The sequence below is a fragment of the Halostagnicola bangensis genome, assembly GCF_054653435.1.
Window position 1 is genome coordinate 2,899,688 of sequence record NZ_BAAIGG010000002.1, and the last position, 14,095, is coordinate 2,913,782.

11 protein-coding genes are annotated in these 14,095 nt (G+C 51.2%); 3 read left to right on the top strand and 8 right to left on the bottom strand.

The window, feature by feature from the left end; translation table 11 throughout:
- Positions 1 to 124: 124 nt before the first annotated feature.
- The 3 genes from ACYQ14_RS16295 to ACYQ14_RS16305 form a co-directional block, all read right to left on the bottom strand.
- Positions 125 to 1,246, bottom strand: a complete 1,122-nt coding sequence (locus ACYQ14_RS16295) for a competence protein CoiA family protein (RefSeq protein ID WP_459889405.1) — start codon at positions 1,244 to 1,246, stop codon at positions 125 to 127.
- A 217-nt stretch (positions 1,247 to 1,463) separates the two neighbouring features.
- Positions 1,464 to 1,706: a DUF8139 family protein gene (locus tag ACYQ14_RS16300; RefSeq protein WP_459890098.1), complete on the bottom strand. Its 243-nt coding sequence runs from the start codon at positions 1,704 to 1,706 to the stop codon at positions 1,464 to 1,466.
- A 752-nt stretch (positions 1,707 to 2,458) separates the two neighbouring features.
- Positions 2,459 to 2,638, bottom strand: coding sequence for an HNH endonuclease (locus ACYQ14_RS16305; RefSeq protein WP_459889406.1), 180 nt, complete (start codon positions 2,636 to 2,638; stop codon positions 2,459 to 2,461).
- A 67-nt stretch (positions 2,639 to 2,705) separates the two neighbouring features.
- Between ACYQ14_RS16305 and ACYQ14_RS16310 the strand changes: the two genes are divergently transcribed.
- The gene (locus ACYQ14_RS16310) at positions 2,706 to 4,472 is read left to right on the top strand and encodes a homing endonuclease associated repeat-containing protein (RefSeq protein ID WP_459889407.1); all 1,767 of its coding nucleotides are present in this window, start codon (positions 2,706 to 2,708) and stop codon (positions 4,470 to 4,472) included.
- A 26-nt stretch (positions 4,473 to 4,498) separates the two neighbouring features.
- On the opposite strand, the gene ACYQ14_RS16315 is transcribed toward ACYQ14_RS16310, so the two are convergent.
- A complete protein-coding gene (locus ACYQ14_RS16315) occupies positions 4,499 to 4,720 on the bottom strand; it encodes a hypothetical protein (RefSeq protein ID WP_459889408.1) in 222 nt (73 codons plus the stop codon).
- Between the two features lie 525 nt (positions 4,721 to 5,245).
- On the opposite strand from ACYQ14_RS16315, the gene ACYQ14_RS16320 reads away from it, so the two are divergent.
- The gene (locus ACYQ14_RS16320) at positions 5,246 to 5,635 is read left to right on the top strand and encodes a DUF7344 domain-containing protein (protein ID WP_459889409.1); all 390 of its coding nucleotides are present in this window, start codon (positions 5,246 to 5,248) and stop codon (positions 5,633 to 5,635) included.
- A 362-nt stretch (positions 5,636 to 5,997) separates the two neighbouring features.
- Here ACYQ14_RS16320 and ACYQ14_RS16325 read toward each other — a convergent pair whose 3' ends face one another.
- The gene (locus tag ACYQ14_RS16325) at positions 5,998 to 6,624 is read right to left on the bottom strand and encodes a DUF8108 domain-containing protein (RefSeq protein ID WP_459889410.1); all 627 of its coding nucleotides are present in this window, start codon (positions 6,622 to 6,624) and stop codon (positions 5,998 to 6,000) included.
- 261 nt (positions 6,625 to 6,885) lie between these two features.
- Complete coding sequence (locus tag ACYQ14_RS16330; RefSeq protein ID WP_459890100.1) at positions 6,886 to 7,242, bottom strand: DUF429 domain-containing protein; 357 nt, start codon at positions 7,240 to 7,242, stop codon at positions 6,886 to 6,888.
- Between the two features lie 31 nt (positions 7,243 to 7,273).
- Here ACYQ14_RS16330 and ACYQ14_RS16335 point away from each other — a divergent pair, with 31 nt between their 5' ends.
- Positions 7,274 to 7,861: a DUF3267 domain-containing protein gene (locus tag ACYQ14_RS16335; protein WP_459889411.1), complete on the top strand. Its 588-nt coding sequence runs from the start codon at positions 7,274 to 7,276 to the stop codon at positions 7,859 to 7,861.
- A 317-nt stretch (positions 7,862 to 8,178) separates the two neighbouring features.
- On the opposite strand, the gene ACYQ14_RS16340 is transcribed toward ACYQ14_RS16335, so the two are convergent.
- Positions 8,179 to 11,025, bottom strand: a complete 2,847-nt coding sequence (locus tag ACYQ14_RS16340) for a DEAD/DEAH box helicase (protein WP_459889412.1) — start codon at positions 11,023 to 11,025, stop codon at positions 8,179 to 8,181.
- Positions 11,026 to 11,388: 363 nt separating this feature from the next.
- Positions 11,389 to 13,929, bottom strand: a complete 2,541-nt coding sequence (locus ACYQ14_RS16345) for a DEAD/DEAH box helicase (RefSeq protein WP_459889413.1) — start codon at positions 13,927 to 13,929, stop codon at positions 11,389 to 11,391.
- Between the last annotated feature and the right edge of the window lie 166 nt (positions 13,930 to 14,095).

Here is a 14,095-nt window from a genome sequence, read left to right on the forward strand (position 1 = left end):
CGTCCGATTTGCTAATGGTTCACGCCAGAAACCGACCATATTATCGAGTTACACCGTAACGACCACTGAGCGATTTCAAAAAGGAGAAGGTGGGTAGTCCTTTCGCGCTGCCTTGATTCGGTTTTTACTGGGGGTTTGTGACGCCGCAGTCAGGGCAAAATTCGTACCAGGATCCTTTTGTATGGCTTCGATGCTCGCACTGTCTCGGGTCTGCTTCCAGTGTTAGAAGGTCCCAGTCAGGATCTGGGTGTTCACTGAAGAAGAGGTCGGTCCGTCCATATCCGCGGAAGTCTGTGAGCAGATGGACGGGGCAGTGCTGACAACCATGCAGTTCGACCCGAGTATAACCGTCATAGACAGATTCCGATGACTGCCATTCGTGGAATCCTTTCGGCCCTAGACAGGAAGCGACTTCAGGCCGGTCCGCAAGTGCCTTCTCCAGAACCCCATCCACGTACCGTTGCTTCAGCGATTCTTCAAAATAGCCGCGTAGAGATCGGGTAATAAGCGTGTCCCTTAACACTTTGAGTGGAAGGTCAGGAGTCGTGATCTCATCCGAGTCGTAGATGTATTCGTCAGCTTCCTCATCGTAACGCCGTCGAAGGGTACAGGGCCGACTCGTACAGATCTCATAGTCTTCCTCACAGGTTAGGACGTATCCTGGGACGGTTCCCCAGCTGTGTTCCTCGGTATGATTGTAGCTTTCACAGTTCAAAAAATGTCTAGCAGCGTTGTTACGGACGCTGTATCCAGATCCATCCCGTGCGGCGAAGGCATTACTGATAACTGTGTAGTCAAGTTCGTGTTCTCCAAAATCCGCAGAGGAGAGCCAAACAACAGAATATCCAAGTGAGAGATAATCGTGTGTCGTGGTCCGGACGTCCTTGTCATGGTGCTGATGCTGGACCTCGACGGCGAGACCATTCCCGAAGAACGGGTTCTCTCTTGAGAATTCAACCAGTGCGTCTGCCCGGCGAGTACGGTTTCCGCTACCGCTGTCAGAGACATCGATATCGACCTCTGCAGCGCACCGGTCAGCTTGGCCGGCGAATGTTTCTTGAAGTGTTGCGACAGCGAGTGCAACGCACCGGGCATGAGTCGCTGATTCGCCGGTGGACGTAGCTGAACACGAGTTACCAGCGGTCTCATTGAAGTGATAGAAGTGACGGGCCCGTTTTGTGCCACCGCGGGCATACAGAGTGCCACCGCACTCTGGGCACCGGACCGGGACCTGGTTCGGGACCATGGCAGGGACCACGGTCTTCCCATTTCGCAAAGCCCGGAACGGCATGTTACTATATTGTTACACGGTGATAGTATGTAACTGCCGGTCAGGTCAGTGCCCTATACCGGAAAATGATCTTTGGAGACCCGAGGATTACACCCCTCTGCTGGTAGTTTTCCTGTGCTGGTGGGATACAAAGTTTGAGTTCAGCCTCGCCGAGAGATCCAGACATCCCTCCTCACGACCAAGACGTGTCCTTAATCGGCGGCCGTAAATCTCGCCAGCGGAAATCAGCTTCCCCACCGGGATCAAGGGCGACTCGATACAAATGAGAATCCCGCATCTCGGCAGTGACCGACCCAGCATCATCAGCCAGTACTGCAACAATCTGACCGTGTGTACCGTGATACTGTTCGTGATCCGAATCGGTCTCATCAGGAATATCAATCCGGACGCGATCACCTATCGAGAACCGCTGCATGCCCGAAGTAAACGATACCGAAGAGCGTGTCATAGAAAGCGTCACGTACGAAGCAGTAAGGTGCGGAAAGTGTGTCTAACACAATCGCAACCCTGCGAGACGTAAGTGTTCGTTGCTCTGTGTCTCCGGATCCTCATTGCAATCACCAACTACGAGCGAGGAGTTGATCCAGGACGTGAGAAACTCAAGCTATGAGTTAGATTCTATGACACGCTCTTCGTCCGGCTGTTGCACTCTCTAATCATCACCGCGGAAACGATGCCGCTAGCCACAACACCATCTATGAGATTCATTCTACCCCACCGCCTCGCATCAATCAGACGTTCACGGTCGAATTCACTGTCAAGAACGTTGGTAAGCAGATCGTTTGATCTGACCGGGGAATTCGAGCTCGATACACTCAACCAACAAGACGCAGTTGGCAAAATAGCTGATGAACTGAATCGTTTCTATCAGCTCTTCATTTTACCAGGTGATAAGTGAGGTATGGAAAAAACCGGCAGCACATCTTCTATCCGAAACAACCCTCTATTTTGGTGAATAGACGTAGGTTGCCATTCGTTCAGACGGCATGCATCAACAGGTCTCTCGAGGCTGACGATAGAGTGGCCACAAGTTGTAAAGGTCACCGCAGGAACTCACTGTGCTCAAAATACTCCGCGTTCAGGATCGCATCTGGAAGCGCGATTCATTCACCATCTTGCTCAATAACCGTTCCTGCAGCAACTTGCTTTGCGTCTCAAACGACGGATTCACCTGCAACCGGTAATCCCGATCGTGTACAGCCCACGGTCGAATGCAGCATGATGCGTCTTAGTCAGCGGGAGTACGTTCGTCAAATCCGCCCGGTACTCCGGGTAGTCACTCCACGATAACACATGCGCCATGTCCAACAACCGAGACCGTGTCAGGGCCTGTTGAAATCCGATCATGGAGTACACAGAGACCAGAAGAGGCGTTGAATAATTTTATTATGTTCTGACAGGGTTCTCAATTGTAATGGACACGATCCCCTCGAAAAACCGTCTCATTGAAGGACTCCAATCCTTCAACAAGGAAGTAGACGGCGTACCGACTGTTCGCGGAATGAGAAACGAGGGTCCTTATTCGCCTCACTACTACAAAGAGAAGTTCGGTAGTTGGCACGATGCATTACAAGCAGCGGGCATCCAACCGACACACGGAGTTGACCCAGATGTTGACCGAGAAACGCTCATAGAGGAACTCAAGAAGGTTGGCGGGGTAACGAACCGGCCACCGCGTCGTACCGATGTCGATGAGCACGGTAAGTATCCATACACGCTCTACGACGAACAGTTCGAGTCTTTCATTCATGCACTCAAGGCAGCTGGGATAGAGCCTGATGAGAAGCAGTATCGATTCAGCTCGGTCGAAACTCCTGAAGAAAAGAGAGGATCCGAAAACATCAAGAAACTCCGGAACAATGGTCCTACGCCGTCCTCAGAACTACCGCAAGGCCGGAGTACTAAAGATCGACAGCGCGGGGTATGGAAGTTCACCATCAATTCCGGCTCCACACAACCAGCAGACTCGATCTATTACATGCATGATGAACACGCACCCGAGTTGGTTATCCGCCGGTTCTTCCAACACAACCCCCACGTATTGGAATATCGGGATGCCCACGGCATCAAAATGGAAATTAAAAACCACCAGCCATCGTGGAAAGAAACCGGGAGGGAAATCGTCGACGAACTACTAGAAGAAGGATTGATCCCGCAATCTACGTTCGAAAACCTGGTCGTGATACGAGTTCACGAAGAAGACAAACTGAAATACTGTTTCGATAGTTCTGTATCCACATTAGTTGATATAGATCAACTTCCGGTAGCAGAACTGAATCATGCGGGTTCTCACCCAGTCTGGGGATTTTCGAGAGACAATGAACGGCTATGGCAAAAACTCACAGAAGCGGACGGACTATTATTCAGTACCCGGCCAAGTGTGTTCACCCACTACGTCCCGGTTCTCGAAACGCTCGAAAACACGGATGTCATGACGGAACTGTGGGTCGAATATGAAAACGGGGTCCGGAGCGGAGGAATTGACAAGCCATGGCCGTACCTGGTACTCGGGAAGGACGTACAAGAAACCAGCATCCCTGAAGAGGATCTCACCGAGGAAATCGAGACTAACCTCACTGGGGAATCAATACAACGACTCGACAACGAATCCTTGAATCCGCTTTTGAACAAGTACGGGAACTTCGAGTCATACATACGCAACCATGATTCATCGTCAGCTCCTTCCCAACCCAATGGTGATATCGAGGATACTTCGTCAGTCGAAGACGTTCTCAACCTCTTGTTCCAGATAACCCCAAAAGATATCCCCCTCTCCGAGGCAGACATAGACCTTGATGAAGTAAACCGAGAAACGCGTAATACTGCTTTCAAAGAGGGGATTAACGAGGTTTACAGAGGGTGTGCAATTTGCGGTGACTTGTTCGAATCTCCAACCGGCAGTACAGATTTGCAAGCCGTTCATATCCTGCCAACGGACCACGACGGGCCAAACTTACTCCAGAACGGACTCGGACTCTGCTCACATCATCATTGGTCCTTCATCAACGGTTGGTTCGAAATCGATACAGATTACGAAATCCGTGTCCGAGAACATCCCAAACTCCACGGTTACGACGAGTTGCGACAATACGACGGAGCGTACTTGCACGTACCCACAGACGGATCACTCCAACCACACCCATACTACTTACAACAACGAAACCAAATCCACGAACTCTAATTGTATAATTCGTCCTACAGAGACCACTAGGCTTTCGAAGACCAGTACCAGTTGTAAACGACGAACACGTCCGGCCCGGGAGACTCTCGACTCGACACGTTTGCAAACGAACCACGATGCCACCCGACGAGCTCATCTGTCGTTGGGTGTTGTTCGTCGACGTAGTGAAGAATCGCGTTGAGGGTGTTGACGTAGTTCGTTCCGCCGCCGAACATCGGGACGATCGAACGGAGGCGATCTATAGACATACAAAGATAATAATATTAATTGACTATGGCTCTTTCTTTGAATAACAAAATACTTCAGAGGAGACTCAGCGATATGAGCACAGCACCCTAGTTGGCTCCTTATACCTCTATAGACACGGTTGATTTCGGGGAGGTGGATCGGGGTTGATATAGTGTTAATGAGCGCTGGTTGCCCTATCCTAGGTCGCAGCCATACATTTAATTGCTCGGTGAATAAATTCCATGGCCGTATAGTTAGTATTCAGAAATACAAGCGCTTTTTATGATAACTCTCCCATCCCGAGATAGCGCGGTCACCCAAAACGGGTCCGGCGATGCAACGCCGGAACGCCGCGCTGCCAACCATGACAGCAATCAAACCTACGCAGGTCAAGAGTGATAACTCTGTCCGACCGACAGGCAACGACCAACCTCTTGGCTTCAACGAAGAGGGACAAACCGCCCACCGCAGTGTGCGGCAACTCGAACCATCCGCAAGAACGAGCCCACAATCGACTATCGACACTTGGTCACCGGAGGACAGTCATGAGTAACGAGATCAACGATCTCTTAGAGGTCCTCAAATCCGAACGCCGTCGCATCGTCCTCGACGTCCTCTCGGAGATCCAACGAGAGGAATCAAACGACGAAGTGACCGTTCACGCACGCGACCTCGCTCGTCAAGTCGCAGCGATCGAAGCTGGTGTGGACTCCGCTGTAGTCGGTCAGTCGGCCCAACGCAAAGCCAAGATCGGACTCCATCACACGCATCTCCCGGTGCTTGCAGAGCACGAGATCGTCGACTACGATCAACAGAGCAAGAACGTGTCCACGACCGATCGGACACCGGTCGTGGCTCAGGTGATGCAGAGCATTGAGGAGACTATCGAGACCGCTAACAGCGACATGAGTAAACCCCCTGAGATGGATCGCTGATTTCGGGTCAGTCGCGTAGTGTCTCACGCAGAGCTATGGGCCAGGTTCTCAACGTAACTGCGTTTCGCTTCGGTACACCATTTGCATCGGTAACCCACGCGTATCTTCCGGTGGATCCGATGGCAACCGCTGGAACTCATCGTGAGGTGCACACGCAGTGAGCGATAGTGCGATCGCATCCAACACATCATCAATACCGATCTTGTACACTGAACCTTGAAGCTCTCCAGCGATTGTTCGCCAGTCACCAGCCTCGTATTCAGAAACGGACTTCAGCGGCTCTGTTGAAATCCTCAGGAAGTTATAGGTTTTACGTATCGTGCTGCATACAGAGAAGGGATTCCTCACAGTCCTATCCTAGATTATATCCTCTCCAGCAATTCAGCTTTTTTATTCTTGTATTCATCATCAGTTATAACTCCTTCCTCATACAAATCCTTAAGATTTCGAAGCTTCTCAGAAACATCCACTATTTGTTCCAGTTCCTCAGCATCCTCCGCAAGTGCTTCATTTGAGCTTAGCGCGATTCTCTCTTTGTTCTTCTTCTTGGACAACTTCTCATAGGCTATGTTACCAGCACCAAACGTCCATAATCCAGTCACCAGGCCAGTTAATGCATGACCACCTATTGACCCTCCTTTAGAATTTTCCATCACTACTCGGCAATTTTCTTGATCTATCTCCCTGACCTTCCAACCTTCTGCTTGTCTATCTTCAACTTCTTGTCTTAGATCAGACTCATTTATCACACCTAAGTCAGTCTCATTACTTGAATTGACATCTTCTACAAGTTGAGAGAAGGATTTGGTGATCTCATCTTTTGAACCTTCATACCCACAATTATCACAGTAATAGTCGAAAGGAGTGAAAAAGCGCCCGTTTGAAAAGTCGAATATGCTATCTCTTGTTCGGTATATTTGATCTTTTCCACATTTGGGGCAGGGCTTGAACTGATCATGTTCACCGGGGTCACTCTCTAATTCGAACATCTTTATTATGAGATGGTATGATCATATCTAAGGTCTTGTGGTGATCTACTGAGTGGTTGGTTCAGTACAAGCCTCCGGAAAGATCGATTTCGATTTGTCACATACAACAAAATATTTGATATACTATTTACGGCCTGACAATCACCTTGATAACTGTTTATCCTGTAGTGACCGATCACTAACCTTCGCAAATTACCTCTCAATCTGTGCCATATTCGCGCTGTATATTCAGCACGGGGTTTGTATCAGAGTTGAATGATTTCAACAGAGCCACTTCAGCGTAGACAACCGTTCTTCAACGCCGGCAGCGGTATGTTTGCTGTGTTCAAGCGGAACTCCGTTGAAAGCGCGAAAGCAGACCTCCGGGTGGCCTTCGACGAGTGTATCTGCATCACCATTACTCAGAAGTAGGTCCTCAACTTCGACGATCCCATTCGAGATGCTGGCTGCTTGCTGTGTCAACCCTTTCCCAGTGAGGGAGTTGTTTTTCGAACTCACGTCGGCATACTCCGTCCCTTCTGATGCTAATCTCGCGGCTTCACGTGCTGGTGCTGTGAATACTGAGTGAATCTTAATAGATGAGACCAGACTCCAGCGGGTTCTTTTGGCAACTAATATTTGTCATATGGGTTTATTGTTCGGTAAGAGAATGGACTCTCCACCAGACCCACCCGATGGTTACGGTTCTCCTGAGGCCTACGATGAGGGCGACACTTGGGTTCACCTTACAAAGATACTATGTGGAGTGATGCTCGGCGTGATTGCGTGGTGGATGGTTGGATACTCGGTGTATGTAGAAGCGACTATACATAGCGTTTCTTCCCCAATAATCGGCGGCATCATGACGATGCTCGTCTTTCTAACCAGCGTTGTATTTCTTCCAGCACATGAGTACCTCCATGCAGTTGTGAACCGGTGGTACGGGTACAATCCACAGACCACGTGGGAGTTCCCTAATCCGAACGTCACCGTCCGAGGGGAGTTCGTGCAGCGGTCTCACTCGATGGTTGCACTCCTTGCACCGTTGGTTATTATCTCACCGACTAGTTTCGCCATTGCACAGTTGGTCTCGAACCCGTTGATAGCGCTCTTCTTTGGATCAGTTTTCATTTTGAACACAGTGGGGTCAGGTGGTGACCTCTACAACGCGTGGTCACTCTATCGCCAGCCTAGAGGGACCTGTTGGTACATGCCGTCTGAAGGAATGGAAAGCTACGTCTACCCACTGAAGTCTTGATTATTTTGGTCTGGTGACGACCTCCATCGGGTTCTATGATGGTCTCGTGGTGGGCACTGTCGAAGTCCGACCTGCAATAAAGGATCGCGGATCTCGAGATTTGAATCACCAGACAGTGTCGGGATTTCTCCACATGGCAATTTAACTAACTTCAGTTGCTCTTGAGTAGCACATTGTCGATGTAGAGCCATCTTTCGATTCTATACTAAATCAACCGAGAGTAGAACCCGGTCGCTTAGTCGTTAGACTGTTAGTCTCTGTTCTGACGTTGCCGTGGAGAACTGTATCAATAACCTCCTACGGAAGAACGTCAACAGTTATCGAACAAACTCACTCCGGATCGCCTCTGCAACGATCTCTTCAACTGACCCATGTCCCTCGGAATTCTCGGCAAGAGTCGTGGAAACCTGGTAGAGGCCACTTCCAAGGTTTACGGTGAGCATCTTAGATCCAGTGGCCAGATCAAGATGGGTGTAGATTGCTTCCTCGACAAACTGCGTCACTGAATCAGCTCCACTGCCAACGTACTCTTCCTCGATTACACGTTCGATATCTGGTGGGAGGCTCACATCGAAATCATCGTCAGAAGTAGTCTCTGGGGCAGAGCCATCCAATTCAGAGGACACATATTTACCGACGACTTCATCCGTGAACTCGTCGATTGACGTGTAAGCTGCTGTCTCCAGTTCCTGTTCGACCAGATAATTGAGGGCCGGCGAAATCTCGATTTCAATAGCGTGCGTATTCATACTCGACTTTGACGTTTCTGATGATTTTGAAGACTGGGACATCGATTCCGACTTATTCCCTGTCGACACAGTATCCTCTTCCGGTTTTGATGCTGCTGTGCGGGGATGCTTTTTCATCGCTTCAGCGACCGGACGAGCCTGCCGATCAAGAACACTTCCATTAAACGTTTGAAGAACAGGCTGTTCAGTGTTCTCATCCTTGCTAGACGAGATCAAATTGCACAGTTCACGAAGGAACCCTTGCGCTACCTCATCTTCCACGATCTCGTCGATCGACCGGTTATCTCGGAGTACGCCACCGACTCCGTGCTGTTCGAGCATTAAGAGCGTCTCACTCGTTGGTTCGTCTGCAACGTCGTACCCTGGGAGTTGCCGGAGACGAGCCCCGAGTGCCCGGAATTCACTGGCACGTCGCAGTAATCGGCGTCCGTCTTCTCCAGGAAGCAACCCGCGCCGGTCTGACGGGAGCGTCACTACCTGGTAGAACATCGCCTCTTTATCGCCGTGAGGATTTCGTAAGACACGCCCGATGCGTTGGATGAGCGATGCGTTGACACCTCCTTTCGAGAGGTTGATCGCTACCTCTGCGTTCGGTAAGTCCACTCCCGTCCCGAGGACGTTTGCAGGACCCACAATGATTCCGCGGCTTTTCTCCTTAAACGAGGCAATTTCTGCAAACTGCTCCGAAGCCCCGCTTTCTGGAACGAGGACGAGATCCTCGCCGTAGCGATCCTCGAGCACGTCACCGATTTGATCGGCCTGCTCGTAACTCTGAACGAGCACAACACATTGCTGTTCAGGCGCGTGTTGACCAATCAACTCGACCAGCGTCTGGATAGGCGGATGCAACTGCCACCGTTTCGGCCGTCGCGTGAACGCGTCAGTAGCGAGTCTATCGAACGCATCTGATGCGTCTCGAGCATCCGCCCCTTCCTTCGACTGACTGAACGAACGCAGATCCGTCAGCGTTTCAAACCCCGCCGGTACGTTCGACGGCACATCACCGTCGAGCTTATCAACGCGAATCTTGTGCTGCTCCGGGTCGTACACCTTCCTGATCGAAGCTGTCGATTCGACCACTCCGTCTTGAGACGCTGAATCAGCTGCGTGAGCGTAATATACATTCCACCCGAAATCAGCGACAACACCAGCGTCTCTGGCTTCGTCAACGGAGAATCGCTTACACTCGTGTAGGTGCTCTTCTAACACGCGTTTCACCGCAGAGTCACCTTGCCACGAAGTGTCAATTGAACCAGACATAGCGAGGATCGCATCGCTCTTCCCCGCTAATTCTTCCAAGACCGGCTGCCACCCGCCACTTCGCCCTCCACGAGAATACTGATGTGCTTCGTCAAGTACGACTAGATCATACCCACCTAACGTGTCCATCTGAAGCAAGTCAGGAGCTGACCGGAACTCGATCGGCCCCCACGAAAACTCCATCGTCCGTCCCTTCGTCTGCGTACGTTCCCGTGGAATGTTCAGGTGCTCGTCGAACTCACTCTGCCACTGCTCAAGAATCAGTTCTTGTCCAGCAACGACGAGCACCTGAGCATACTCACCATTAGGATCAACTGGGAGTTCGTCAGCGAGTGATTGCTGCTTTGTCTCTGCAGTGGTGTTCGAAAATATCTCCGCTGTATCATCTGGGTGGAGTTCCCCGTAGAGACCCGCAACAGCAGCTAACCCGAGAACAGTCTTTCCCGTCGCCGTCGCCATATCGACGTACCCTTTACAGCCGTGGTTGACCCACTCGCGGAGCGCGTCACGTTGGTGTTTCCACAGTGGTGTCGTCATGTGCGGCGCGTCAAGCCGCTCAAGGAACGATTCCGTCTGGGCGACCTCGTCCATCGTTTCCGTCAATACGTCCGCATACTCGACGATAGCAGGGTCAGAAAAGAGCTGCATCATCGCATCCGTGATGGACTCTGGGTCCCGCAGTGCTTGCCGAGTCACACTCTCAGACATCGACGTCGTAGCAAGCTTGTCAATCAACGCCTCAACAGCCCGATTGAGATTCCGGATCTCACTCTTCGAATCTAGGTGCTGCTCCAACTCGTATCGAAGCTCGTTCAGCCGAAACGCGAGTTCCCCCACCGAATCAGCCCCATTCTCCCGCCGATATTGCTTTACTAAACTCGGCAGGTCAGACTGAGCGTCAGCTAACTCAGTGAGTCCGTTGACATAGTGCTTCCCAGTTGCATCACCGAAATTCAGTTTCCCGATCGTACCGCCAAGATCATCACTCTTGTCTCCCGACCCGATCGAAACACCGAACAGCACGTCAAGCGCCGCTCGATCAATACGCGACGGCCACTCATCACGACTATACGGGACCAATCGTTCATCGTGGAACTGTTCCGAATCATCTACAGTCGACGTTTTCTCATCAGCCAGTTTGTCAATCCTTCTCATATTTGAGTGTTACAGTGCAAGCGTTCTGAAACCGATCACGAACATGGTGGTACACTGCAGAAGCGAGCCCTATACTCGCCCAGAGTTTGTGGTTCACTACCAAACTCTGTGCTGTCAATACAAATACCTTAGTGCCGAGCAAGCCACTTTCAAGCACAACAAATCAGTAGAAAGTGATAATGATTAGATCAGCCGGCATACCGGGAGACTATGACTGATCTCATGTGGTGGCCGTGTGCAACCCAATAGAGTCCTGTTCATTCGTCGGTTCGATTTCAGAAGTAGCGGACCATATCGTAAAACCGGAATCCCTACCCCCTAAGCATCGATCGCCGTCAGCTGCGCGCGAGCAGGGTAGTTTGCCTATTGCAACTCCGACAACAACTGTAGTGCGAGCTGTTTGTTGAGACTTCGATTCGCATTCCCGCAGTGGGGTGAATGAATACAAGATGGACATCCATCCCGGCAGTTACAGTCCTGAAGCAGTTTGAACGTCTTTTCTAACAGTACGTCAAGTTGATCGAATGCTTGTCGTGTCAGCCCGGCTCCACCGGGGTGGCCATCGTGAATAAAGATGGTTCCACCAGTTGTCTGCCCGTGACCGACAGTTGAAAGACCGCCGATATCGCCTCGATCACACAGCACCTCCATGGGAAACAGCGATATCAAAGCATGTTCGATCGCGTGGAGCGCACTGAGATACTCATCTTGTGACTCTGCTTGATCGATAATCCTCGCCTCGACGTCGCTGGGGACGGTGATGAACAGTCCTGTAGTTTCGATAGCTCGTGACTCCAATGGCTCTTCGAACTCACACTCCCGTGGAGTGCCGTCACTGGGATTGCTGTACAGCAAATATCCCGTGACCGTATCCTCTACCGTGAGTTTCCCTAACGTCGCCTGAGCGTCCATTGCATGCGTCTCAACGGATGACTGCCGGTACGTATCCTCAATAGCCACGGACTTCTCTCGAAGCGCACGCGTGTACTCTGCTGTAGACGTTGATTCGAGCAACGCTTGATCGGATTCGAGATCTAAGTCGACAACTCGATAGGTTTGTTTCTGATGGCGATAAATCGCGTCCGGGTGTGCATCCCGCACCGCAGCTCCAAACTCAAGCGATGCTAATTGCTCGTCCCGGTTCCGGTCAATAAGATCAATTTCGCGGTCATCGATCGCTCGAATATTTGTATTCCACTGGACATCTGAATCCGTGGCACGCCATTGAATCCGATCACCACTCTCTACACGGCGAAGGCGGTCATTGGCTTCTGCGTCCGTGACGACACCAGGCAGATCGGAGCCGAAATAGTCCTCGTCATCTGGCGATAAGAAATGGTCACTTGCCGCACAAACAACGTGATCCGGGCGAATCGCATCATTAGTAGGGTTGACAGCAGCCTGTTCAGCACCGGTCTCAAACAATTCCTCGGGCTCTCGGATCGTATACTGGTCCAGTGGATCGTCTGCTCCGACGAAAACAACGAGGCAGGCGTCCTCACCACGCCCAGCTCGACCGGCTCGTTGGAATGTACTCATTGACGTTCCCGGGTAGCCATCGAGCAAGACGACGTCGAGAGTCCCGATATCGATCCCGAGCTCAAGCGCGTTCGTACTCCAGACGCCACGAGCATCGCCGCTGCGAAGCTCCTCTTCAAGTTCGAGGCGTCGGTCCGTATTGAGTGCTGCATGATAGGCGTGGACGCTGTCCGCGAGATCGTGCTGGCCTCGTTCACGCAACATTTTGTCCGACCAGTCAACATACTGTTCCGTCCCCTGTCTGGCAGCAGTGAAGACGAGCGTCTGATAACCCCTGGTCACGAGATCGCTGAACAGTCGCACGGATTCGACGTGATTCGATTGTCGTTCCCCACCAACCACCTCCTGATGGGATGGGAGAGTAATTTCATCGGAAGGCTCCGGTGATCCGTCTCGCTCCGCTTGTGAGTCAGTCGTCGAACTCGGAGCAGTCTCAATAGCGGCTGCGATCTGCTCAGGTGGATGTTCGTCATGGCTAGCACGGACAGTACCGTCTGAGTCGACAGCCGGATCCGGAATCGATCGGTCTTCGTCGCCATCTTGTTTGAGCGGTGGATTCCAGAACAGCCAGTGACGGTCGCCCGATGCACTCCCATCGTTATCAACAAGTCTGAACGTGGTTTCGTTCTGGCCAGTGACAGTTGCTGCATGCTCGACGGGGTTCCCAACCGTTGCTGAACAACAGATGTACTGTGGAGACGCATTATAATGGTCACACAACCGATTGAGCCGTCGAAAAATCAACGAGGCATGACTCCCGAAGACCCCACGATACATATGGACCTCGTCGATGACCACGGTATCCAACTGCTGGAATAACCACCGCCAATGATCCCTCCCGTGAGCATACGGGAGGAGACTAAGATGGAGTTGATCGATCGTTGTGAGAAGAACATCCGGCTGAGAACCCTTGATTTCCTGCCGAACCGTTCTCGATGTTTCTCCTGTTTGAACACCTATATCGATCGAAGCACCAAACCCTAACTCAGTATCGAACGCTTCGAACGTGTCGGCTTGATCATTAATGAGTGCGCGGTACGGGGCGATGTAGAGTGTTTTTCCTGTGTTTTCGATCGCTCTCTCGATACCGGGAACGACGTATGTGAGGGTTTTGCCAGATGCCGTTGGCGTTGCGACAACCACGTTCTCACCAGACTGGACAGCCTCAATGGCCTCAACCTGATGCGAATACAGACTCGAGATTCCGGACTGTCGAAGTGCAATCGATAACGGGTTAGAAACGTCGATATCAGCTGTCTCCGCAGATTGTCCCTTCTCAACCTGTTGATACGTGATCTGTCCTGCGTAATAGCCTCGACCCCGTAACCATTCGACCGTCTCCTCAATACTGGGTCGATCCTTCATCTACCGGTTCTTGTCGATTGCTGCTTGTGAAGTTTAGTGATTTGATCGACGATACCGCAGCTATCACCAGAGGATCGAATCGACGAGAAAGTGAACAGAAATCCATCATCTATAATATTTATTAGAAGGATGAGTAATCTAAAAAGGCGAGATCTGTATGATGCCG